Source organism: Yoonia sp. R2-816 (genome assembly GCF_046762905.1).
Classification (GTDB): Bacteria; Pseudomonadota; Alphaproteobacteria; order Rhodobacterales; family Rhodobacteraceae; genus Yoonia.
In genome coordinates, this window is record NZ_JBKQXN010000311.1 from 281,349 (window position 1) to 304,543 (window position 23,195).

General features: G+C 58.0%; 24 protein-coding genes and 1 tRNA gene. 11 read left to right on the forward strand and 14 right to left on the reverse strand.

Features of this window, described 5'->3' with window-relative positions; translation table 11 throughout:
* Window positions 1-51 precede the first annotated feature (51 nt).
* On the forward strand, window positions 52-507 hold the full coding sequence (locus tag ACFWW2_RS19160) for a CoxG family protein (protein ID WP_393930742.1): 456 nt from the start codon (window positions 52-54) through the stop codon (window positions 505-507).
* Window positions 508-552: 45 nt separating this feature from the next.
* Here ACFWW2_RS19160 and ACFWW2_RS19165 read toward each other — a convergent pair whose 3' ends face one another.
* The 4 genes from ACFWW2_RS19165 to ACFWW2_RS19180 all read right to left on the reverse strand — a co-directional run bounded on the left by ACFWW2_RS19165 (window position 553) and on the right by ACFWW2_RS19180 (window position 2,703).
* Window positions 553-1,341 (reverse strand): lytic transglycosylase domain-containing protein, encoded by a 789-nt coding sequence (locus tag ACFWW2_RS19165; protein ID WP_393930744.1) that lies wholly within the window; start codon window positions 1,339-1,341, stop codon window positions 553-555.
* Between the two features lie 61 nt (window positions 1,342-1,402).
* Window positions 1,403-1,999: a YdeI/OmpD-associated family protein gene (locus tag ACFWW2_RS19170; RefSeq protein ID WP_393930746.1), complete on the reverse strand. Its 597-nt coding sequence runs from the start codon at window positions 1,997-1,999 to the stop codon at window positions 1,403-1,405.
* Window positions 2,000-2,020: 21 nt separating this feature from the next.
* A complete protein-coding gene (locus tag ACFWW2_RS19175; RefSeq protein ID WP_393930748.1) occupies window positions 2,021-2,542 on the reverse strand; it encodes a sigma-70 family RNA polymerase sigma factor in 522 nt (173 codons plus the stop codon).
* On the reverse strand, window positions 2,539-2,703 hold the full coding sequence (locus tag ACFWW2_RS19180) for a NepR family anti-sigma factor (RefSeq protein ID WP_393930750.1): 165 nt from the start codon (window positions 2,701-2,703) through the stop codon (window positions 2,539-2,541). The genes ACFWW2_RS19175 and ACFWW2_RS19180 overlap by 4 nt, the downstream gene beginning before the upstream one ends.
* Before the next feature lie 104 nt (window positions 2,704-2,807).
* On the opposite strand from ACFWW2_RS19180, the gene ACFWW2_RS19185 reads away from it, so the two are divergent.
* A complete protein-coding gene (locus tag ACFWW2_RS19185) occupies window positions 2,808-3,614 on the forward strand; it encodes a response regulator (protein WP_393930752.1) in 807 nt (268 codons plus the stop codon).
* On the opposite strand, the gene metG is transcribed toward ACFWW2_RS19185, so the two are convergent.
* Window positions 3,611-5,323, reverse strand: a complete 1,713-nt coding sequence (gene metG, locus ACFWW2_RS19190) for a methionine--tRNA ligase (protein ID WP_393930754.1) — start codon at window positions 5,321-5,323, stop codon at window positions 3,611-3,613. The genes ACFWW2_RS19185 and metG overlap by 4 nt on opposite strands.
* 136 nt (window positions 5,324-5,459) lie before the next feature.
* Between metG and ACFWW2_RS19195 the strand changes: the two genes are divergently transcribed.
* Window positions 5,460-5,936, forward strand: coding sequence for an outer membrane beta-barrel protein (locus ACFWW2_RS19195; protein WP_393930756.1), 477 nt, complete (start codon window positions 5,460-5,462; stop codon window positions 5,934-5,936).
* Here ACFWW2_RS19195 and ACFWW2_RS19200 read toward each other — a convergent pair.
* The gene (locus ACFWW2_RS19200) at window positions 5,921-7,153 is read right to left on the reverse strand and encodes an MFS transporter (RefSeq protein WP_393930758.1); all 1,233 of its coding nucleotides are present in this window, start codon (window positions 7,151-7,153) and stop codon (window positions 5,921-5,923) included. The two genes, ACFWW2_RS19195 and ACFWW2_RS19200, sit on opposite strands and share 16 nt — an antisense overlap.
* A 13-nt stretch (window positions 7,154-7,166) precedes the next feature.
* Here ACFWW2_RS19200 and ACFWW2_RS19205 point away from each other — a divergent pair, with 13 nt between their 5' ends.
* Both ACFWW2_RS19205 and ACFWW2_RS19210 read left to right on the forward strand, forming a co-directional pair.
* On the forward strand, window positions 7,167-7,535 hold the full coding sequence (locus ACFWW2_RS19205; protein WP_393930760.1) for a hypothetical protein: 369 nt from the start codon (window positions 7,167-7,169) through the stop codon (window positions 7,533-7,535).
* A gap of 258 nt (window positions 7,536-7,793) precedes the next feature.
* On the forward strand, window positions 7,794-8,837 hold the full coding sequence (locus ACFWW2_RS19210; RefSeq protein WP_393930762.1) for an aldo/keto reductase: 1,044 nt from the start codon (window positions 7,794-7,796) through the stop codon (window positions 8,835-8,837).
* Window positions 8,838-9,151: 314 nt separating this feature from the next.
* Here ACFWW2_RS19210 and ACFWW2_RS19215 read toward each other — a convergent pair.
* From ACFWW2_RS19215 to ACFWW2_RS19235, 5 genes are all read right to left on the reverse strand, one after another.
* Window positions 9,152-9,226, reverse strand: a tRNA-Glu gene (locus ACFWW2_RS19215).
* A 72-nt stretch (window positions 9,227-9,298) separates the two neighbouring features.
* Entirely contained in the window at window positions 9,299-11,062 is a 1,764-nt protein-coding gene (recJ, locus tag ACFWW2_RS19220) for a single-stranded-DNA-specific exonuclease RecJ (RefSeq protein ID WP_393930764.1), read from the reverse strand.
* Between the two features lie 34 nt (window positions 11,063-11,096).
* Window positions 11,097-12,062, reverse strand: a complete 966-nt coding sequence (gene glpX, locus ACFWW2_RS19225; protein WP_393930766.1) for a class II fructose-bisphosphatase — start codon at window positions 12,060-12,062, stop codon at window positions 11,097-11,099.
* A 77-nt stretch (window positions 12,063-12,139) separates the two neighbouring features.
* The gene (locus ACFWW2_RS19230; RefSeq protein ID WP_393930768.1) at window positions 12,140-13,426 is read right to left on the reverse strand and encodes a homoserine dehydrogenase; all 1,287 of its coding nucleotides are present in this window, start codon (window positions 13,424-13,426) and stop codon (window positions 12,140-12,142) included.
* A 54-nt stretch (window positions 13,427-13,480) separates the two neighbouring features.
* Window positions 13,481-13,714: a hypothetical protein gene (locus ACFWW2_RS19235; RefSeq protein WP_393930770.1), complete on the reverse strand. Its 234-nt coding sequence runs from the start codon at window positions 13,712-13,714 to the stop codon at window positions 13,481-13,483.
* Window positions 13,715-13,800: 86 nt separating this feature from the next.
* Between ACFWW2_RS19235 and ACFWW2_RS19240 the strand changes: the two genes are divergently transcribed.
* Together ACFWW2_RS19240 and ACFWW2_RS19245 are read left to right on the forward strand one after the other, a co-directional pair.
* Window positions 13,801-14,388: a TetR/AcrR family transcriptional regulator gene (locus ACFWW2_RS19240; protein WP_393930772.1), complete on the forward strand. Its 588-nt coding sequence runs from the start codon at window positions 13,801-13,803 to the stop codon at window positions 14,386-14,388.
* A gap of 96 nt (window positions 14,389-14,484) precedes the next feature.
* On the forward strand, window positions 14,485-14,976 hold the full coding sequence (locus tag ACFWW2_RS19245; RefSeq protein ID WP_393930774.1) for a hypothetical protein: 492 nt from the start codon (window positions 14,485-14,487) through the stop codon (window positions 14,974-14,976).
* Window positions 14,977-14,984: 8 nt separating this feature from the next.
* On the opposite strand, the gene ACFWW2_RS19250 is transcribed toward ACFWW2_RS19245, so the two are convergent.
* From ACFWW2_RS19250 to ACFWW2_RS19260, 3 genes are read right to left on the reverse strand one after another with little or no spacing between them, the layout of a single operon-like run.
* A complete protein-coding gene (locus ACFWW2_RS19250) occupies window positions 14,985-15,623 on the reverse strand; it encodes a TadE/TadG family type IV pilus assembly protein (RefSeq protein WP_393930776.1) in 639 nt (212 codons plus the stop codon).
* Window positions 15,583-16,173, reverse strand: a complete 591-nt coding sequence (locus ACFWW2_RS19255) for a TadE/TadG family type IV pilus assembly protein (RefSeq protein ID WP_393930778.1) — start codon at window positions 16,171-16,173, stop codon at window positions 15,583-15,585. The genes ACFWW2_RS19250 and ACFWW2_RS19255 overlap by 41 nt, the downstream gene beginning before the upstream one ends.
* Complete coding sequence (locus tag ACFWW2_RS19260; RefSeq protein WP_393930780.1) at window positions 16,170-17,795, reverse strand: TadE/TadG family type IV pilus assembly protein; 1,626 nt, start codon at window positions 17,793-17,795, stop codon at window positions 16,170-16,172. The genes ACFWW2_RS19255 and ACFWW2_RS19260 overlap by 4 nt, the downstream gene beginning before the upstream one ends.
* A gap of 363 nt (window positions 17,796-18,158) precedes the next feature.
* On the opposite strand from ACFWW2_RS19260, the gene ACFWW2_RS19265 reads away from it, so the two are divergent.
* The 4 genes from ACFWW2_RS19265 (at window position 18,159) to ACFWW2_RS19280 (ending at window position 23,187) form a co-directional block, all read left to right on the forward strand.
* Window positions 18,159-19,598, forward strand: a complete 1,440-nt coding sequence (locus ACFWW2_RS19265) for a Glu/Leu/Phe/Val family dehydrogenase (protein ID WP_393930782.1) — start codon at window positions 18,159-18,161, stop codon at window positions 19,596-19,598.
* Between the two features lie 314 nt (window positions 19,599-19,912).
* Window positions 19,913-20,494, forward strand: a complete 582-nt coding sequence (locus ACFWW2_RS19270; RefSeq protein WP_393930784.1) for a TadE/TadG family type IV pilus assembly protein — start codon at window positions 19,913-19,915, stop codon at window positions 20,492-20,494.
* 2 nt (window positions 20,495-20,496) lie between these two features.
* A complete protein-coding gene (locus tag ACFWW2_RS19275) occupies window positions 20,497-21,840 on the forward strand; it encodes a pilus assembly protein TadG-related protein (protein ID WP_393930786.1) in 1,344 nt (447 codons plus the stop codon).
* Between the two features lie 93 nt (window positions 21,841-21,933).
* Window positions 21,934-23,187, forward strand: coding sequence for a sarcosine oxidase subunit beta family protein (locus ACFWW2_RS19280; RefSeq protein ID WP_393930788.1), 1,254 nt, complete (start codon window positions 21,934-21,936; stop codon window positions 23,185-23,187).
* The last annotated feature ends 8 nt before the right edge of the window (window positions 23,188-23,195 follow it).

A 23,195-nucleotide genomic window follows, 5' to 3' on the forward strand; every position in this document is an offset into this window, starting at 1 on the left:
CAGAGGTGCTGGCCCGCATCAAATTCCCCTGTTGTTGAAGGACTTCAAGAAATGGAACTCAAAGACGAAATCCTGATCGAGGCGCCACGCGATGTTGTGTACGCAGCATTAAACGACCCCGAAATATTGAAGGATTGCATCCCGGGCTGCGAAGAGTTGATCAAGCACTCCGATACTGAGCTTGAGGCCAAGGTTGTCCTGAAAATCGGGCCGGTGAAGGCCAAGTTCAGTGGCAATGTCACATTGAACCCGGAAAACCCGCCAGAACATTTTTCACTGACGGGCGAAGGCAATGGCGGAGCCGCCGGGTTCGCCAAAGGTGGTGCCGATGTCACCCTGACCGAACAGGATGGCGGCACGCTGCTGGCTTACAACGCCAACGCACAGATCGGTGGTAAGCTGGCGCAATTGGGTAGCCGGTTGGTGCAGGGGACGGCCAAGAAACTGGCAGGCAAATTTTTCACCAGTTTTGCCGAACGGGTGACCGAGGCTCAGGCTGCAAGTTAATCACGATGGGGAAGTTTGCGCATCGCCAACGCACACGCTGAGTGCCTACCCTTCAATACGTGCGGCCATGATCGCAATCGCCTTTTGATAGACGCCGGCGGCATTCCATTGCTGGATCACGGCAAAGTTTGGCTGCCCTTCCTGATAGCCGGCGCCGGGTCGCCAGCCTTTCTGGCGCAGGAAATTCGCGGTTGATGCCAGGCTATCCGTTAGATTGGTCAGGTCGACGACCCCGTTGCCATCGCCGTCATAGCCATAGGCGATCACATTGCCGGGCAGGAACTGGGTGTGGCCCAGTTCGCCATGCATCGCGCCAAGGGTGTTCGATGACAGGCTGCCCTGATCGACCAGTTTCAGCGCGGCAAGTGCGTGACCAGTAAAGAATTCGGAGCGTCTGCAATCATAGGCCAGCGTGGTGATGGCCGACACGACATTCGCATCGCCCATGAAGTTGCCGAACCCGGTTTCCATGCCGTGAATGGCGACAACCACCGCCGCAGGCACGCCGAAAGCGCGTTCGATGGAATCGTAGAATGCCGGGTTGCGGGCTATGCGCCGTTTGCCCTGTGCGACGATGGTGTCGGCCCCGCGAATGCGCATAAAATCGTCAAGATCATAGCGGAATGACCGTTGATTGCGGTCCGCATTGATCGTCCGGGTGGCATAGGTGGTTTGCGCGAGGGCCAGCAGGCCCCGTTGCCCGACGCCTGCGCTGGCTGCTTCGCGGGCGAATTGCTGTTTCCAGGCCGCGAACCCGCTGGCGTCATTGCCGCACTGCGCCGCAAGAGCGGGTGAGGTGAGAAGGGCGGTGATCAGAAGGACGGATTTGAACATAAGGACGCTCGCGTGAGTTGGATTTTGGCAGAGCCTAGCAGATTTGGGCAGGTCGCCAAGGTCAGCGCTTGCGCCATTGGAAGGGGCGCCTGTTTTCCGCGCTATCGCTGACGATCTGATCAATCCGTGCGGCGCGGGTTGCTGCCCGCTTTGCGTTCAGCAGGATTTCCAGCGCACCGCGTTTGACGGAGCGCGGAAAACTGTCCCAGTTCGCCTGAGCGCCCGGTGTGGCATCGAAGCGCGCCTGCAGGTCGGGCGGGATGACAAGGTTTTCGACGTCATCAAGGGCGGTCCATCTGCCATCCGCCATGGCGCGTGCGACCACGGCCTGCCCGGCGGGATGCATCAGATTTTCCGCCTCAAGCCGCGCGACCTTGTCCTTGTTCACCCGGCTCCAGTTCGAACCGGGTTTGCGCGGGCTGACATAGAGCATCGTGCGCGCGTCATCCTTGGCGCGCGGCAGGCTGTCGACCCAGCCAAAGCAAAGACACGCATCCACAATGGCGCTGGCGGGGACGTGTTTGTCAGGATGCGATTTCTTGTAGGTGACAATCCACACGCCATCGGCGCGGGTGTGATTACCGGTCAGCCAGTCGCGCAGTGCGGCGGTGCTGGTGACCGCGACCTCTGGGGCATCTTTAAGCGGTTTTTTGGGCATTTCGAACGCACCTGACCCTGATCAGTCATCGTTCTGGTCTGTTTCGTTTTTATATTCAAGCAGTTCGGCCAGTCGTTTGCGCCCACGGTTGATGCGGCTTTTGATCGTACCGATGGCCACATTACAGGTTTCGGCAGCCTCTTCATAAGACATCCCACTGGCACCGACGAGAATAAGCGCTTCGCGTTGTTCGTCGGGCAGTAGCATCAGCGCTTTTTCAAAATCCATCAATTCGATCCGGGTGTCCGGTGTTTGCCCGTCACTGATCATCTCGGTCAGCGTGGTTTCGATATGGGCCACTTCGCGCCGCTTGCGGCGCAGGTCGGAGTAAAAGGTGTTTCGTACAATCGTGAACAGCCAGGCCCGCAGATTGGTACTGGCTTCGAACTGATGAAAGCTCTTCCAGGCCTTGATGATCGCATCCTGCACAAGATCGTCGGCCTGCGATGGGTTTCGCGTCAGGCTGAGCGCGAAGGCGCGCATCTCGGGCAGAAATTCAACAATTTCGTCGCGTGGATCGGCTTGATCGAACGCTGGGCTCATATGTTTTGCCCCGGGTCCTGGTCGTCTTCCGATTGTTTGAGGCGGTCGAGCAGCTCCTTGAAACGATCCGGCACCTCTTGTTCCACCATGCGCTGGTAGACCTTGCGCAGGTTTTCGTCGATATCGCGTTCGACCTTCGATCTTTTCGGGTGTTTTGGCATTTAAGGTACTCATTGGGGTGCAATTTATTCTAACTGACTATTCCATAAACGCCACAGGGTTGTATTGTGTTCCATAGCTCACGCCACAGGGTACTATTTTCATTATGCAAGACGATGTGTCACAGCCCCTATCTGTCCGCCTGGCGGTCGCCCTGCCTTATCTGCGGCGGCATGCCCGCGCGCTGAGCGGTGACCAATCGCTGGGCGACGAATATGCGCTGGGCGCGCTGCAAATTGTGCTGGATGATCCATCAACCGTACTATCCGCGTCATCACTTAAGGTTGGGTTATTTCGCGCCTTCTTTCAGGTCTGGAATCGCGGCAGCTTTGGCATGGTGGCCGAGGACGGGCTGGTCGCCCAGGCGCAACTTTATCTTCAGGAACTGACCCCGCATTCGCGTCAGGCCTTGCTTTTGCATGCTATTGAAGAGCTGTCATTCCGGCAGATTGCCGAGATCATGGACAAGACCCTGCCCGAGGTCGAGAATCTGATCAGCACAGCCCGCCGCGAAATGAAGAAAAGCATCCGTGGCCGCGTCATGGTGATTGAGGATGAATCAATGATCGCGATGGATCTGCAGGATATTGTGGAGTCGATGGGTCATGAAGTGACAGGGGCCGCGGCCACACATGGGCAGGCCGTGGCACTGGCAGCGGATCACAAACCTGATCTAATCCTGTCCGATATCCAGCTGGCCGATGGGACTTCGGGCATTGACGCTGTTGATGATATCCTGCGTGCCGCAAGGGGTATTCCGGTGATCTTCATCACCGCCTTTCCCGAACGGTTGCTGACAGGCGAACGCCGTGAACCCGCCTTTGTCATCACCAAGCCCTATGCCGAAGAACAGGTCCAGTCGGCAATCAGCCAAGCCATGTTCTTTCGCAGCACTGCGGAGCTGCACAATTAATCCCGCTTGCCTGCGAACCTTTCGGCCCAGTCTTCACGTTCCTCATCCGTAATTTTTCGGAACTGATTGTCTGGCACCGTGAAAACATGACCTGCGGGCAGGGCGGTGAGGGCGGCCTGCACATCGTCGGGCCAACTGTCATCTTCGGTCTGCATGGCGGCCAGCAAGTCGGCGCTGGCATCGGGGATGAAGGCCGCTGACAGCACGGCGTAGATGCGGATCAGGTTCAGCGCCAGCCGCACCTGCATGGCGGCTGTGTCAGGGTCTGTCTTGAATGTGGTCCATGGCGCGTTGGCTTGCAGATATTCGTTCCCCAGCACCCAGATCGCCCGCAATTCCGATGCAGCCTTACGGATCTCAATCGCATCCATGTGCTTTTCATAGGCGCGGATGCGGGTGGTCAGGTCCGCGATCAATTTTTCCTCTGCCGGGCCGTATTCGCCCCCGTCCGGCACCGCCTCGGAGAATTTGGAGCGGCAGAACTTGGTAATCCGGCTGACGAAATTGCCCAGCACATCGGCAAGGTCTTTGTTCACGTCGGTCTGGAACGTTTCCCACGTGAACTCCGCATCGGATGATTCCGGTGCATGGCTGAGCAGCCACCAGCGCCAGTAATCCGGCGGCAAGATTTCCAGGGCCTGATCCATGAACACACCGCGCCCGCGCGATGTGCTGAACTGGCCGCCATCATAGTTGAGGTAGTTGAACGATTTGATGTAATCGACCAGCTTCCACGGTTCCTGACTGCCAAGAATGGTGGCAGGAAAGCTAAGCGTGTGGAACGGCACGTTATCCTTGCCCATGAACTGGGTATAGGTCACGTCATCCGCCCCTTTGTCGGTCCGCCACCAGCGTTCCCAACCGGTGCCTTTGCCTGCATCTTCCCATTCCTGCGCGCAGGCGATGTATTCGATAGGGGCATCGAACCAGACATAGAACACCTTGCCTTCCATGCCGGGCCAAGTCTGGTCGCCCTGCTTGACCGGGATGCCCCAATCCAGATCGCGGGTGATGCCCCGGTCCTGCAACCCGTCCCCATCGTTCAGCCATTTCTTGGCGATAGAGGTGGTCAGGATCGGCCAGTCTTTCTTGCTATCGATCCACGCGGCCAAATCGTCCTTCAATTCCGATTGCCGCAGATAAAGATGCTTGGTCTCGCGCACTTCCAGTTCGGTCGCGCCCGAAATGGTCGAATGCGGGTTGATCAAGTCGGTCGGGTCCAACTGCTTGGTACAATTGTCGCACTGGTCGCCGCGTGCGCTTTCAAACCCGCAATTCGGGCATGTCCCCTCGATATAGCGGTCCGGCAGGAACCGGCCATCGGCGACGGAATAAACCTGTTCCTCGATCACTTCCTTGATCAGGCCAACCTCGGCCAGACGGCCTGCGAATGCCTGCGTCAGCTTGTGGTTCTGCGGGCTGGATGAGCGGCCAAAATGGTCGAATGACAGGCGGAACCCGTCTGCGATCTGCGACTGGACGGTGTGCATTTCGGCGCAGTATTCTGCCACCGGTTTGCCCGCTTTGGCAGCGGCCAGTTCGGCGGGGGTGCCGTGTTCGTCTGTCGCGCATAAAAACAAAACCTCGTGGCCGCGCTGGCGCAGGTAGCGGGCATAAAGGTCGGCCGGCAACTGGCTGCCGATCAGGTTTCCCAGATGTTTGATCCCGTTGATATAGGGAATTGCGGATGTAATCAGATGACGTGCCATAGCGGTGCGGTCCCATGCGTTTGCGCCGTTCTAGCGGGGACGTGCGGCAGATGCCAGATGTTGCGCGCGGGTGCTGGTCATTCTGCATATGCATGGTTAGTTTGCCGCAAAGGCACATCAACCGGAGGGACTTTTGATGAAAACCATTCTGGCAGCGCTTTGCGCCCTTTGCATCGGGTCGGCGGCAACAGCGCAAGAGTTCCATGGCGGCCTTGGCCTTGATTACGGCAAACCGCACTCGGGCGAAGATCAGGCCGGATTTTCCTGGCTCGGCGGCGTGACGTTTGGCGGCCCGACACTCCGCTACGGGGTTGAACTGGACATCGGTATGCCCCTGAATGGCAACACCGATTATGACACCAACCGCCTGCGCCTGATCGGTATGTATGACATCGGCGACTACACCATTCTTGGTGCGGTTGGGGTCACGCGCTATCAGTTTGGTGATGAGGATAATGACGGCTCTAACTTCGGTATCGGTGTGGAACGTGACTTCTCGGACCGGTGGAGCCTGCGTGGGGAATTCATCCGCGATTTCCTGGACGAGGATTTCGGCGGCTTTACCGACGCGGTAACAACCACCCGCATTGCGATGATCTACCGCTTCTTCTGATCCCGGCTGCGGCCCAGCAGCCTGCCGATGCCAAAGCTGGTGCGGGGCGCGTAGACATAGCGCGTCCTGTCCTCCGGTGTGCCACGCACGCGCATCCGGCCAAGGCCGAAGATGATCAAGAGGATATGCCCGGCAGAGATGAAATAGAACAGCGCCGCAGGCCCGAACGCCGCGATCAGGGCTGATGTGGTATAAGGGGCCGCAATGGCACCGACCGCGTAGAAAAACATCAGCGCCGCCGACAGTTCAACCCGTTGATCTGACGTGGCAAAATCATGGGCATGGGCGGTGGCGACCGAATAGATCGGAAAGGTGGTCAGCCCGAAAAAACCGGCAGCAAACAGAACAGTGATGGTGCCGTTGTTTGACGTGGCGACGGTGAATGCACAGGCAATCACGGCGGCGACCGACAACCAGATCATCACCCAGCGCCGGTCATATTTGTCGGCCAGCCAGCCCACTGGATATTGCGCCAGCGCGCCGCCTGCGACAAAGGCAGCCAGGAAATAACCGATCTGGTCAGCGCCCAGCCCAACCTCTTGCCCATAGATCGGCCCAACCATTCGGAAAGACGCGCTGGACAGGGCCGCGACCAGCACGGCAGCAACCCCGAGCGGTGAACATGCCCAGGCAAGTGCGGGGCGCAACCGCGTGGCCGCAGGTGTTTGCGGTTGCGCGATGCGGGTCAGTGCCAGCGGCAAAAGCGAGGCACAGCACAGGATCGTCAGGATGTTATAGGCGATATAGGTTTCCAGATTGGCCAGCGCCCCGATCATGAACTGCGCGACAAAGGATGCGCCCATATCCGCGATGCGATAACTGCCCATGGCCCGCCCGCGGGTTTCATTGGTGACCTTGGCCTGCAACCAAGCCTCGATCACGGTATAGCACCCGGCCACGCAGATACCGGACGCAACCCGGAACAAAGCCCAGAAATAAGGATCTGCCACCACCACATGGGCGGCCAGCCCGATCGCCCCCATCGCGGTGAATGTGGCATAGGCACGGCTGTGGCCGACACTGCCCATCAGGCGCGGCGCCCACCAGCAGCCGATGAAGAAGCCAAAGAAATGGGCGGACCCCAGAAATCCCACCTCTGCCTTGGAAAACCCGGCCTCCAACCCGGTCAGCGCGTCCAATGGCCCGACACCGCCCGAGGACAGTTGCAGCAAAGCGACGGACAGGAACAATGACGCGAAGGAGAGGAGCATGCGCATGAGGCTTGCATGCATGGCAATTGAGCTGCCGACAAGTGAATGGGCGACGGGAAATGTCGCATTGCTACCTTGTCGGTTCGAAAACACCGTTCTGGTGGCATATTCCTGTGGGCAGGATGGTGAGGCGCGTGGCGTCGTCATTTGCACCGACATGATAGTTGATGCAGATATAGCGCCCTTGTTCCAGATGGGCGGGCCTTGCCCTACTGCTTACCCGGCGCGTTGTGCCATCCCAATCCACCTCAACCCGCCAAATCGGGCCGACATCGTCGGCGTCAAATTTTCCGCCGGTCACCTTGACGAACCGGAACGTCGTTTCAGCGGGCGCAAAAGCAAAATAGGAAATCAGCCCAAGCAACAATGGAAATGTGCAGATAAATGACCAGAATTCGAGACGCTCTTGCCTCTGTATTCGATCAAGTTTCTTATTCAGGGAAGCCAAGATCGTCTTACCCTTGCACGCGCATCATGCCGATCTGTGCGACCACCCAATGATATAGTTTGTGCGTTGGCGGAAATGCTCTGTTTATCAATCTCATACAGTTGATATGGGGTTAGTATCGACAATCCGCAATGCGCCCTTGCCCTTGGCGGGCTGCGCATTAGGGTTTGGCCAAATCTGAAAACAAAGGCTTGCGCGATGAAAATGATCCCCCTTGGCCGCACTGATATCATGGTGAGTGATTGGTGTTTGGGCACAATGACTTATGGCAATCAGACGCCTCAGGATGACGCCCATACCCAGATTGATATGGCCGTGGATGCGGGGATCAATTTTCTCGATACGGCCGAGATGTATCCAGTCAATCCGATCCGGGCCGAAACCGTCGGCCTGTCTGAGCAGGTCATCGGCAACTGGATCGCCAAGACGGGGCGGCGGCATGATATCGTGATCGCCACCAAGGTCTCTGGCGACAATCCGGGTTGGGTCCGCGAGGGGCGCGGCTATGATGGAGCGGTGATCCGAGAGGCCGTGGATACATCGCTCAAACGGCTGCAGACCGATGTGATCGACCTTTATCAGATGCACTGGCCGCTGCGTGGGTCTTACATGTTCCGCCAGAACTGGACGTATGATCCGTCAGGGCAGAACCGGCAGGAAACGCTGGATCATATGATGGACGTGCTGACTGCGCTGGCCGATTGCGTAAAAGCAGGGAAAATCAAGGCGATAGGTATGTCCAACGAAAGTGCCTGGGGAATGACGAAATGGATCGATCAGGCCGAATGCGCGGGCCTGCCCCGCATGGCATCGGTGCAGAATGAATATTCGCTGCTGTGCCGTCTGTACGATACCGACATGGCCGAAATGGCGGTGAACGAGGATGTGACGCTGCTGTCATTTTCGCCACTGGCCTGCGGGTTGCTGACCGGCAAGTACCAGAATGGTGCAGTGCCCGATGGCAGCCGGATGGCGATCAACGGCGATCTGGGCGGCCGCAAATCGCCCCGTGTTTTCGAGGCGACGCAGGCCTATCTTGATCTGGCCGCCGCTCACGGGCTGGACCCGGTGCATATGGCGATGGCCTGGCAACGGACGCGTCCCTTTGCGGTGTCGGCGATTTTCGGGGCGACGACTGCGGCACAGCTGGAGCGCATCCTGGCAGGGGCGGATGTGGTGCTGTCGGATGAGGTGGTGAGCGCAATTGACAACCTCAATCGGGCGCATCCAATGCCCTACTGACCCACCATTCGCAGGTGTTGCGTCGTCCCCACCGTACGGTGGTTTCTTGCGCTGACGGCGAATTATAGGTTAATGCCTTATTTTACAGGGGCATCAGCGGTCGGCATCGCGTCGGATTTGCGTCGGCAATACGTCGGACCTTTTGGCGACGAATGCCGCCAAATGGAATCGTGACGTATTGGTGGGGCAAACTCCAACTTTGCGGTGATCGCCGTTGCTCGACATCGTCCGGTCCAAAGTTGGGGGCATTACAGGGGTACCAGCATGTTGAGAATAAAATCTCCGAATTAAATCAACATTTTGGAAAATTACCATGGCAGTCCCTAGGGGAATCGAACCCCTCTTTCCAGGTTGAAAACCTGGCGTCCTAACCGATAGACGAAGGGACCGCACTTGGTGCGCCGCTTTTAGGGAAACCGCGGCCAGCGCGCAAGGGGGTATTTTGCGTTTTTCGACCGAAATCAATGGGCCGGTGCGGCGTCCTCCAGCCGCAGTTGGACCGACTGTCGTCCTTGCCATGTGTTGATCTCCAACCGGCCCGCCAAATGGAAGCGCGCACCGTTATGATCCATCAGTAACGGACCAAGTGGCCCGTCCATCGCGCCAAAGCTGATGGCGTCGATCCGTGCCCCGATCCCATCGCCGAAACTGATCTTGAGGTGGTTTGCGCCGACCTGCTTGGCAAAAAGGATCTGACAGTCGGGAAACGCAAAACGCGGTGCCGGTGCGCCAGCTCCAAAGGGACCTGCGCTTTCGATCTGCTGGATCAGTTCGACAGTGGCAGCCCCCGGCATCAGCAACCCGTCAAGCCGCAGATCAGCCGGGCCGATATCCGCCGCACCCTGTTTGGCAAGCAGTTCACCCAGCCGGTCCATGGCTGGTTCCAGCTGATCGCGGGCCACCGTCAGACCCGCCGCCATCTTGTGCCCGCCTCCTTTGATCAGCAGCCCCTCGCTCGCGGTGCGCTGGATCGCGGCACCAAGGTCGATACCGGAAACGGACCGCCCTGATCCTTTGCCTTCGTTGCCATCCAGCCCGATGACGATGGCGGGCCGGTTGGTGGCTTCTTTCAGCCGTGCGGCGACAATGCCCACAACGCCTGGGTGCCAGCCTTCGCCAGCGGCCCAGACCAGCGGGCCATCAAGGCCCCGCGCGGTCGCCTGTTCCAGCGCGAGGTCGCGCACTGCGGCCTCCACCTCGCGGCGTTCGGTGTTCAGTTGATCAAGGCGGGCAGCGAAGCCTTCGGCCTCGTGGCGGTCATCGGTGGCCAGCAGACGCGCGCCCAGATCGGCCTTGCCGATCCGTCCGCCTGCATTGACCCGCGGACCCAACAGAAACCCCAGGTGATAACTGGTAGGGGCTTGATCCAGACCTGCCACATCCGCCAATGCCGTCAGTCCGATCCGCTGGCGCTGGCTCATCACCGCCAAACCTTGCCGGACAAAGGCCCGATTGACACCGATCAGGGGGGCGACATCAGCCACCGTTGCGAGCGCCACAAGATCAAGCATTGCCATCAGGTCAGGCCCGGTCTGGCCCGCGGCGCGCAATTGCCGGTTGGCTTCGACCAACATCATGAAGACGACCGCCGCCGCGCAGAGATGCCCCAGATCGCCGCTTTCGTCCTGCCGGTTGGGGTTCACGACCGCATGCGCGGGGGGCAGGGTTTCGCCGCCAAGGTGATGGTCAAGGACAACGACATCGGCCCCCTTTGCTGCAGCAATCGGGCCATGCGAAAGCGTGCCGCAGTCAACGCAGATAATCAGGTCGTGATCCCGCGCCAATGCGGCCATCGCCTCATCATTCGGCCCGTAGCCTTCGTCGATCCGGTCGGGCACATAGAGCGTTGCTTGGCGCCCCATATCGCGCAGCCAAGTGATCAGCAGCGCGGCAGATGATCCGCCATCGACATCATAATCGGCAAAAATTGCGATCTTTTCAGTGTTGATGACGGCGCGGAGAAACCGCTCTGCTGCCTTTTCCATATCACGCATTTGATGGGGATCGGGCAGCAGGTCGCGCAGCTTGGGGGTCAGGAAACCCGGGGCCTCTTGGGCGGTCACACCGCGTTGCACCAATGTCCGGCATAGCGGGGCGGGCAGGGCGGTTTCCTGCGCCATCGCCTCTGACAGCCGATCCTCTTCCACCGACGGGCCGATCCAGCGCCGCCCGGTGGCCGAGGTCGCGACGTTCAGGAATGCGGGTTTATCTTGTATGGCGTTCATCGCTGCCCACAATATGCGGGATAGCGCCGCTTGGCTAGCCTGTGGGGTTGCGATAAACCATGCGCCGGACCGATCCGGTTTTGGAGCGCATCAGGATCGTCTCGGCGGTGACAAACCCCACCTCGCGTTTGATGCCCGGCACCAGTGACCCATCGGTGACACCTGTTGCGGCAAAGATCACATCGCCGGTGACCATATCGTCGCGGGTATAAACCCGGTCGAAATTGGTAATGCCAGCCTTTTTGGCGCGGCCTTTTTCGTCATCGTTGCGGAACAACAGCCGCCCGAAAATCTGTCCGCCCATGCATTTTAATGCGGCTGCGGCCAACACGCCTTCTGGTGCGCCGCCAGAGCCCATATACATATCGATGCCCGTCAGATCGGGTTCTGCGCAATGCATGACGCCCGCCACATCACCATCGGTAATCAGCCGGATGGCGGCACCCGTGCTGCGGATTTCTGCAATCATCTCGTTGTGTCGCGGGCGTTCCAGCACGCAGACCGTGATGTCATTGGTTGAACAGCCACGGGCTGCGGCAAGCGCTGACACACGTTCAGCAGGCGACATATCCAGGGTCACCACACCGGTGCGAAAGCCGGGACCGATCGCCAGTTTGTCCATATAGACATCCGGCGCATGCAGCATGGACCCGCGCGGTCCCATGGCGATCACAGCCAGCGCGTTGGGCATATCTTTGGCGGTCAGCGTCGTGCCTTCCAGCGGGTCCAGCGCGATATCCACGCCGGGGCCTGTGCCTGTTCCCACTTCTTCACCGATGTAAAGCATCGGCGCCTCGTCCCGCTCGCCCTCGCCAATGACAACAACGCCGGCGATTTCAAGCTTGTTCAACTCGGTTCGCATCGCGTCAACGGCAGCCTGATCTGCGGCCTTCTCATCGCCGCGCCCGATCAGGGGCGTACAGGCAATGGCGGCGGCCTCAGACACGCGGGCAAGGCCCAGCGAAAGCATGCGGTCATTAAAATCAGGGGCTTGGTGCATAAGATAAGGTCCTTTGGTCAATCACGTCAGCTAAAGCCTGTCTACAGCGCGGCGGCAAGTCTGTTTGCGCTAAAGGCTCAGACCGCTTCGATCCGGATGGCTACCGGATCGCCGGAGACAACACCGGTTGTCCGGAAATCGGCCAAGGCCTCGTCCAATGCGGTCTGTGTTGTCTTATGGGTCACGATCAGCACCGGCGCGGTCGCGTCGCCATGTTCATACTGCCGCATCCGGTTGATCGAAATCCCGGCCTCACCCAAGGCATGGGCGACCTTGGCCAATGCTCCAGGTTTATCAAGCAGCTGCATCCTCAAATAGTAGGGGGCAGGGACGGCGGCGCGTGCGGCGCGGGCTTTGCGCAGTGTGTTGGCCGGCTGTCCGAAGGTCGACATGCGCATCCCGCGCGCAATATCCATCACATCGCCCATTACAGCACTTGCTGTAGGACCTTCGCCCGCGCCGGGGCCGCGCAGCACGATCTGGCTGACCGCGTCCCCTTCCAGCACTACCATGTTGGTGCCCCCTTGCAGCTGCCCCAAAGGTGACGTGTCAGGGACAAGACAGGGTGACATGCGCTGTTCCAACCCGCGCCCGGTCAATTGGGCCACACCCAGAAGCTTGATCTTGAACCCCATATCGGCCGCCTGCCGGATATCATCAATCGTGATCGCACCGATCCCTTCCAGTTCGACCGCGTCGAAATCCACCTGCGTCCCGAACGCAATGGAGGACAGCAACGCCAATTTGTGCGCCGCATCAATCCCACCAACATCCAGTTCCGGATCCGCCTCCAGATAGCCAAGCTGATTGGCCTCATCAAAGACGGCCTCGTAACTCAGGCCAGCATCCTCCATCCGGGTCAGGATGTAATTGCAACTGCCATTCATCACGCCCATCACGCGCGTAATTTCGTTTCCGGCCAGTCCTTCTGTCAGCGCCTTGACCACCGGGATGCCGCCAGCGACAGCCGCCTCGAACCGGATGACGCGGCCCGCCTCTTCCGCCGCTTCGGCCAGCGCCTGCCCATGGATCGCCAGCAGAGCCTTGTTGGCACTGACCACATCCTTGCCTGCCCTGATTGCAGCTTCGGTGGCGTCTTTGGCCGGGCCTTCGGAGCCGCCCATTACTTCGACAAACACGTCGATATCTTTGCGTGTGGCGAGCGTCACGGGGTCATCTTCCCAGTCATAATCTGACAGGTTCACATCCCGGTTCTTGGTGCGCGACCGGGCCGATACGGCGCTGATCACAACCGGACGTCCCGACCGGGCCTCAAGCAGGGCCGCATGTTTCTGGATGATCCGTACGATCCCCACACCAACGGTGCCAAGCCCCGCAATTCCAAGGCGCAGTGGTTCGGTCATGTGGGGCAATCCATCCGTTGTGAGCTTTGATCCGGTACTAGCGAATAGGCGCGGTCACTGCAACGCAGCGATGTCTATGCGGCGCAACCGTTCGGCACGGGCATTGAGCGCGGCGATGCGGGCGGCCAGTTCTGTTTCGACATTGCTATCCATGGCCCGGTCAATGGTATCAGGCAAAGGCGCTAGCCGGGGGTAGGGTGCCTGCCGTGCCGTATCGCTGATCGTCCCGTCCAATTCGGGGAAACTGGCACAGGCCGACAGCAAAAGTGGCAGGATGATCAAACGCATGCCCCGCTATATCCGGCGCAGCGGCATCAGGGCAAGCGGCGCATCAGGGCTTTTCAAATGAACGCTTGTTCAGTTACATGGAAAACATGGCACGCAAGCAAGGTTCACATTCCGACATTACCGGCCCGCGGGTTCAGGATACGGCGCTGCGGCTGATTGCGCGCCACGGATATGCCGCCGTGTCCATGCGCCAGATCGCGGCGGATGTGGGCGTACAGGCGGGGGCGCTTTATAACTATACATCTGACAAGCAAAGCCTGCTGTTCGATCTGATGCGCGACCATATGGCCGACCTTCTGGCGGCCCTGGCCGCTGAGGATATCAGTGGCGACGCCATGACCCGGCTCGAGGCATTCACCCGGTTTCACATCCGGTACCACTTGCCCCGGTCTGATCAGGTGTTTGTGTCCTATATGGAACTGCGCAACCTCTTGCCCGAGAATTTTACCACCATCGAAGGCCTGCGCCGCGCGTACGAGGATGAGCTTGAAGACATTCTTTGCGCCGGTGAGACCGAAGGCGTCTTTGCGGTGCCCGATACCCGCGTGGCGACGATGGCTCTCATCGCGATGCTTACCGGTCTCAGCCATTGGTACCGCGAAGGCGGCAGGCTCGACATGAATACGATTGAGACGATCTATTGGGATCTGGTGCGCAAATCCGTCAGCGTGTGATGTCTTGGTGTGGCCGCTGTCAGGGGCACGCCGGCGGCTCTGGTCAGCCCTGCCCGACTGGGGTAGGGCAGGGTGACGTCACGAAAGGAAAGACCCATGTTCAAGCCGGATGAAAATGGCGTTTACGCCCGGGTACATGCATCACCGGCACGCCGGGTTTTCGCCTATGCGGTATTGTTCGTGCTGGGCGCGCTGCTGATCTATCTGCCGCTGGTGCAGCCGCCATCCTTGTTATGGACCATCGTCATGCTGGGCATGGGGCTTTCGGCGCTATGGGGGGCCGAGATGCTGCGCCGGGCGACTACGAATGTGATCGAGCTGACCGAAACCGAAGTGCGCGACAGTTCAGGCATCGTTTTGGCGCACATGGACGAGATTGAGCTGGTCGATCGGGGTGTATTTGCGTTCAAACCGTCTAACGGCTTCACGCTGGTGTTGCGCAGCAAAAAGCCCCGGGGCTGGGCACCGGGGCTCTGGTGGCGGCTGGGTCGCCGTGTTGGTGTTGGCGGCGTTACATCAGCCGGCCAGGCCAAATTCATGGCTGAACAGATCGCGTTTCGTCTGACGTCGCGATCAGAAACCAACTGACTTGATTGCTACCCGCTGAACCTATCGCAAAGTTGATCGCTGGTACTTGTTTGTTGCCAGCACACTTGGATCGGGCGCGGGCTGATAAACACAAACGTGTTGAACTCGATCTCTCGCAAACTGTCCACATCAAAGGGCGCAATAGCGGACGTGAACGGTGCAGTATATTGTGTTCGTGTTTCAACCAATATCGCAACCTCGCCGTCGGATAAATCCGGAACACGGTTCCGTATATTAGCAAAACGCGCATCGTTATAGTTTGGTGTCATTCCACGGTTACGTGACCATATGACCCGGTACTCGTCATCAGTTTCGAAATACTGATAAGCCGTCACACGAAAGTCTGGATCAGCCTCTGCCTCGGTCAATGATCTCAGCAATTGCCGCGTTCCATTCAGATATGCAGGCGTGATTGGGTCCGTTTCACGGCTATACATGTCCGCAATTGTCAGCCCGGCCCGTGTGCTGATTGCTTCAGCGCGATAAGCATCAAAAAAGACGAAGGTCGACATCAAGGTCCAGAAAAGGATAGGCACCACGAACAGCAGTTCGACGGACACTGATCCCGACTCCTCCTTGGAGAATTTTTGCAGTAGTCCCAGCACTTTACGTTCCACCTCCGGTGTTTTCTCTTTTGAAGGGCTCAATCACAAAACTGGCTCTGGTGACCAGCGCGTAAGAACCCCCTGCGGCCGTGTCACCCTCTGCTGCCTTCGTGATGGCCCGACCAATACCGGTTGTGGGCATGACCGGATCAAAGCGAGCACATGCTTTCAGAAAAACGAGCTGATTATTCCCAAGGACGTTAGGAGTGTTATCAGCGTCGTCCGGGTCGCCCCGATCAACGCAGGTCACTTCTGGTGGGACAGCAACCCAAGTATGGGGATCACGGACCAGCACCTCAAGCTGAAGCTGGTTCATGCAATCCGGAATGATGAGAGAATAGTCGCAGATATCCGTCTTGATCCGCTCGCGCGATGGGTCTGTTACTCGGCCGATTCTGATATCCCGAACGGCCAAGTCAACACCGCGTTCGAGCATGACGTGCCGAAGGGATATCATCCCGTTCTCGTAAGTCATGCCGAAAAACAGCATGAAGATCGGGAAGGCGAGCACAAACTCGAGAGACGCCGTACCGTCTTCGTCGCGCGCGAACGTCTTTAGAGTGTCTGCGACAGAACGAAGATTAAACATCATAGGCTCAACCTCAGCGCGGTGATCTGTTCGGCAATGTTTTGGAAGATCAGATCAATCTCGCCACCGTCATTTTCAAAATAGTAGCCATCGGTTTCGGTTGTATTTGGTTTTGCCGTCGCACACTCCTTCATTTCTCCCTCACCGTGTGTTGGGGCACCCATAGCAATGGCGAAAATGGTTATACCTTGTTCTCTTGCAGCTGTGCAGATTTCCTGAAGCCGATCATCACCATCTGCCTCAGGCCAGTGCGGCTGAACAACATCGTCTTCATTCAGCCAGGGCCATGTCCCCCGATTTTCGGACTTGTTCGCGTAGGGGAAATTCTGCTCCCACCAGCGCAGCTGTTCAGCGACCGTGTCATAATGGTTCGCGCGCACTCGCGTGCCTGACTGGTTTCTGCCGTCAGTCATCAAAATAAGGTATTTCTGCGTACTCACGTCATTCGACGTGGTGACATAGTCAGAAGGTCGGCCCTGGAATTTCGCGTCTGTGGTTGTTAGGTTTCCGATGATATCACGCATCGACGGATCAAGCAGCGTCACACCCCACTTCATACCAAGGTAGATCGACGTAAACTGGCGCGGCTCAAGCTTGCCAATCGCTGTCGTCAGCTCGCCTAGATTTTGCGATACGGGGATGATCTGCTCGAATGATGAATTGGGGCAATCCGGCTGATCCGATACGGCCACGTCGTCGTTCTGGTTGGAATGACCCGCCCTGAACACCCGCCGCTGAAAGGTCGCAACCTGATCATATGTTAGCGATGTATCGAATGCTGCCTTGGCATATTCGGATTCTGGAAAGACAATGCATCTCGCCGGGTTCAGGAAAGTGACTTCCTCGGTCCCGTCAGGCAGCGTCACCTTCTGCAGCAATGGATTATAGTCGGGGTGGTCAGGATCCAGCCGATTGTCGTCCAGCGGGATTGTCAAATCAGACACATTCGTGCTGTTGGTGTTTATCGCCGCGTAAAGCTCATCACTGAGAGCAACCTGTGACGAGTAAGTGACGAGCGAGATCGATATCTGATCTTTGTATTCGGGTTTCAGCAGGTCGGTGACAAAACCGGATGCCGCCTCTCGAATAAGCTCGATCCGTGTTTTTCCGGTTCCGGACACGCCATGGCGCATCGAACCCGAGATATCCAGAACAAGAGAAATCTCGACATCGCCAGACCCCTCAATCGCTGTGGATGATGCAGGAGCTGCCAATTGGTCGATGCCGATGAACCTCAGATAAAAGGTGTTCAGGTCCAGCTGCGCATTCACCCCGACAGAACGTGTGCCGCCACGTGTATCAATTTCGGGCGTGCCGACGATCGAACCATCAAAGCCTGCCTTCTCGAAATACTCGTCCAGAACAATCTCAGGGGCGGCGTCCTGATTCAAATTTGCGGCCGCGAGAACGGCCCGGTCTGCAACACTCTGCAATGCTGCGCGACGCGATTCAAAACGCATGAAATCAACAGCCATACCGCCCAAAACGAGCATGATGATGAACAACATCAGTGTCAGGACGAGCACTCCCGCATCTTCATCGCGGCCGAATTTTCGCAGTATCTCGGCGCGTAACTCTGCGTTCTTGCTCTTTACGCGGTGCGCGAAAGACTTCAAATCAGACATAAGTAACTCTCCGGTGGCGTTACAGCTTTATAAGACGTTTGCCGACAAACGTGGCACACGCACATCCCCAAGGGGAATATTAATCAGCTTGCTGTGGCAAAATTGGGGCAGGACAGCAGGGTTCCGCCTACAGTTTTAGACAAATATTCCACATTTGCCATCTAAACGTCGCACTGTTCCGTCCCGCGAAACAAAAAACGGCAGGATTTTCGTTCATATTCGGTTAACCTCACGGGAAATCTGCCTTTTTTCGAGATTTGCCCACTTTTTGAGCGCATTTTAGCGAATCGGGTTTAGGGTGACGTTAGGGCATGTAAAGTGCCAAAAAACACTATCGGAACAGCCGCTTTGGGAGGGATCCAAATGACTGCCCACGACACTATCAAAGAACCCAGCTTTCGTGAATCTGTCGACCTGATGTTTAACAGGGCGGTGGCCCTGATGGATCTTAGTCCGGGCCTGGAGGAAAAGATCAGGGTATGTAATGCGACATACACGGTTCGCTTCGGTGTCCGCCTGCGTGGGGCCATTCACACCTTTACCGGCTATCGGTCGGTCCACTCTGAACATATGGAGCCGGTCAAAGGCGGCATTCGCTATGCGCTGGCCGTCAATCAGGACGAGGTGGAAGCGCTTGCCGCGCTGATGACATATAAATGTGCGCTGGTAGAAGCGCCGTTCGGCGGTTCAAAGGGCGGACTGTGTATCGACCCGCGTGAATGGGACGAACACGAGTTGGAGCTGATCACCCGCCGCTTTGCCTATGAACTGATCAAGCGCGACCTGATTAACCCGGCCCAGAATGTGCCTGCGCCGGACATGGGTACGGGAGAACGCGAAATGGCCTGGATGGCCGATCAGTACAAACGCATGAATACCACGGATATCAACGGTGCCGCCTGCGTCACCGGCAAACCGCCCAACTCTGGCGGGATTGCCGGCCGGGTCGAAGCGACCGGGCGCGGCGTACAATATGCCTTGCAGGAATTCTTTCGCTACCCCGAGGATGTGGCGGCGGCGAACCTCTCCGGCAGTCTCAAGGGTAAGCGGATCATTGTGCAAGGTCTGGGCAATGTGGGCTTTCACGCGGCCAAGTTCCTGTCAGAGGAAGACGGCGCACTGATCACCGGTATCATCGAACGCGACGGGGCCCTGCATAACGAAAAAGGTCTGGACGTAGAGGCGGTGCGCGCCTGGATCGTCAAACACGGCGGCATCACCGGCTATCCTGACGCCAGCCATCAGGCGGACGGACCCACATTGCTGGAAGCGGAATGCGATATCCTCATCCCCGCTGCCCTCGAAGGGGTGATCAATCTCAGCAACGCAGACCGGATCAAGGCACCGTTGATCATCGAAGCCGCCAACGGGCCTATCACGGCCGGGGCCGATGATATCCTGCGCGAAAAGGGCTGCGTGATCATCCCCGATATGTATGCCAATGCAGGTGGTGTCACCGTATCCTATTTCGAATGGGTCAAGAACCTCAGCCATATCCGCTTTGGCCGGATGCAGCGGCGGGCAGAGGAAAGCCGCCATCAGTTGGTGGTTGATGAGCTTGAGCGGTTGTCGGCAGACAAAGGATTGGGGTGGGAAATCAGCCCCAACTTCAAGGAACGCTATCTGCGCGGCGCGGGTGAACTGGAACTGGTCCGTTCCGGTCTCGATGACACCATGCGGGCGGCCTATCAGGCCATGCGCGAGGTTTGGCACAGCCGCGACGATGTGCACGACCTGCGCACGGCGGCTTATCTGGTGTCGATCCGCAAGGTCGCTGACAGTTATCGCGCCAAGGGGCTCTAACCGCACACCGATATCGCCAAACAGCCGGACCCGCGCAGGGTCCGGTGACAGATATATACTATATAGTACGTCCCGGTCCGTCGCGGCGCAGTGATCGCGCGATGGTTGCGGCGCACCAATGCGGACCGGTGACCAGCCCGCCGCCCATCATTCATGGTGATGATATCGTGGTGAGCACCGACATCGCGATGCCGCTGATCGCCGCGAATGAGCGCTTTGGCAGGAGAGTTGACCCGACTTGGCCACTCGGAAGGGTTGTGGGCTCGACGAATCATCTTTCGCTCCCCCAGCCAGAATCCGGAAAATAACAGACGTTGAACTGGCCGTTAACCTTGCGTCTAGGTTGTGTTAATACTCGATTAACATACTTGTTTTTTTACGTTTTTTTACTACGCGGGCCGCTGATCAGCCGCCGGTTGGCCACGATCTTGCCGCATTGTCACTCGACCTTTGACGCAACAACACTGAAACGCGAAAAAGGACAAAATATGCCACAGGCAGAAAGCCGCTCATGGGTATCACGCTTCGCAAAATGCGAAGACGGATCGGCAACCGTTGAATCGCTGTTCTGGTTCCCACTGTTCATGTTCATCCTTGTTCTTGTGGCGGATGTATCGTTCATCTTTTTTGGCAAAGCACAGGCATTACGTGTGATCCAGGATGGTAACCGCGCCCTGTCGGTGGGCCGGTTCAACGACACCGAAAGCACGCAGGATTTCATCGCCGTCGCCTTGCAGCCTTTTTCCGAAAATGTCGTTGTCACCACAACCGTCCAAGACGGCGTGGTCACCAGTACCGCAAAAATCCCGACCACTGATCTGATGGCAGTTGGCAGCATCCCCGGCATCAACAACATCGACGTCGTCGTCACCGCGCAACACTTCCTGGAGCAGTAAGAATGGTTTTCAGTACCTTGTCCCGATCCATCAAGGCAGCAGGCAGTTTTGGCCGCGATGAAACAGGCAGCGTCAGCGCCTTTGGGGTGGTCATGTTTGTCGGCTTTGCCGCCGTCGGCTCCATCGCACTAGATGTCAGCAACCTTTATGCGGCCCGTACGCATTTGCAGATTGCGGCGGATCAGGCCGCCCATGCGGCACTTTATAACCGCAACCGGATGGACGCCGATAGTGCCAAGCAACGCGCGCTCGAGATCGTGAATGCAACGCTGCCATCGGAGAATTACGGCGTTACGCTCACTGTCAACGATATTGAATTTGGTGTGTTTGACCGGACCAATCAGACATTCACGCCCGATGCGGACTCTACCAGCGCAGTCCATGTGCGTACCAGCTTTCTGGAAGAGAATTCCAACCCGGTCGCTACCTATCTGTTCAAGCTCGTTGGGCACGACTCCTTTGATGTCAGCACCAGCGCGATCTACACCACCTACCGGCCCGCCTGTCTGCGCGAAGGTTTCGTGGCCGAAGGGATCGTGGATATCCAGTCAAATAACGGGTTTCGCAACGGGTTCTGCATCCACTCCAACACGCATGTATCCTTGAACAGCAACAACTTCTTTGAACCGGGCACGGTTGTGTCGATGCCAGATCTGGCCAGCCTTGATCTGCCAAAATCCGGCTTTGAAACCAACGAAGGGTTGAGCGCGGCTTTGCGCGCGTCCAAGCAGAACATCCGCGTTCTGTCGCGGGTCGACGGGATCATTGCCCGCTTTGAACAGCCGCTGGCCTATATCGCCGGACCGGACATTCCCGAACTGCCTGACTACATCACCGATCCAGAGGTGGTCACCATGACCGAACGCACGGTCCAGGCCGCAGACCTGACGACAGGCCGTATTCATCACATTAACTGCGCCGGACCACGATTGACCATTGATGCAACGCCCACAGTGCGCGAGGTTGTGATCGTGTCGCCCTGCGAAATCAAGTTCTCGGCCGGAAGTGTGCTGGAGGATGTGATTGTCATCTCAAAAGACACCGCCGCAGACTCGATCAATGCCCCTTCAGGCCTGCAGGTTGGTCGCAATGACAATTGCGCAACCGGTGGCGGCGCGCAGCTGGTAACCCTCGGTGGTATGAATTTTGCCTCTGACCTGCGCTTGTATGGCGGCCAACTCATCGCGAAAGGCGATATCGAGTTTGCGGCCAACGCCAATGGCATCCAGGGTGCGTCGATGATTGCTGGCGGAACGATTGATGGCACATCGAACATGGATATGGGCTTCTGCGGTTCCGGCCAGGAAGACAATTTCGAAATCGACTACTTCCGCCTCGCCTACTGATCCGGTCGCCACTCGTCCTCTGTTTGTCGAAAAGAGGACATGACCCCGCCCCAACCCTTGCTAGTGTCTGATGATGCTGGCAAGGGTTGACGCATGGGATATTCGGGATTTCAGGTCATCAAAGAGGGGCTTTTCGGCCAAAAGGGCTGGAAACCGGTCTGGCGCGATCCAGAGCCGAAGGCGGAATATGACGCCGTCATCATTGGCGGTGGCGGGCACGGGTTGTCCACCGCCTATTACCTCGCCAAGGAACACGGGCTGACCAATATCGCGGTCCTGGAAAAGGGCTATATCGGCGGCGGCAATGTGGGCCGGAACACAACCATCGTGCGTGCCAACTACTTCCTGCCCGGTAATTCCGAATTCTATTCCCATTCGCTGAAACTCTGGGAAGGGATGGAGCAGGACCTGAACTACAATGTCATGCATTCGCAGCGCGGCCTGATCAACCTGTTCCATTCCGATGGGCAGCGCGATGCCTTCGCGCGGCGCGGCAATGCGATGATCAATCAGGGCGATGATGCGATCCTTCTGGACACTGAGGGTGTCCGGAAGCACTTGCCTTACCTGGATTTCGATAATGTCCGCTTTCCGATTTATGGCGGCCTTTACCATCCGCGCGGCGGCACCGCGCGGCATGATGCGGTGGCTTGGGGCTACGCGCGTGGGGCCGATCAGCGCGGTGTCGATATTATCCAGAACTGCGAGGTCACGGGGATCGATATCGAAGGCGGCGTCGTTAAGGGCGTGCAGACCACGCGCGGCGCGATCAAGGCCGGCAAGGTTGGGATCGTGGTCGCCGGACGGTCAGGGCAGGTCGCCGCCATGGCGGGCATGCGTCTGCCCATTGAAAGCCACATCCTGCAGGCCTTTGTCACGGAGGGCCTCAAACCTGTCATCGATCACGTGGTCAGCTTCGGCATGGGCCATTTCTATATCAGCCAGTCCGACAAGGGCGGGTTGGTATTTGGCGGTGATCTGGATTTCTACAGCTCTTACGCGGCGCGGGGAAACCTGCCGATGAAGGAACACGTGATGGACGCAGCCATGACCCTGATGCCCATGATAGGTAAGGCCCGCGTGCTGCGATCATGGGGTGGGATCATGGACATGACGCCGGATGGCTCGCCCATCATCGACAAGACCCCGACCGAGGGGCTCTTTATCGATTGCGGCTGGTGTTACGGAGGCTTCAAGGCCGTGCCCGGGTCCGGTTTCAGCTTTGCCCATCTGATGGCGACAGGGCGGCACCATGAACCGGCGGCGAAATACCGGCTGGACCGGTTCCGCACCGGCGTGGGGCTGATGGATGAAGAGGGCACCGGCTCTCAGCATAATTTGCACTAGGAAGACAC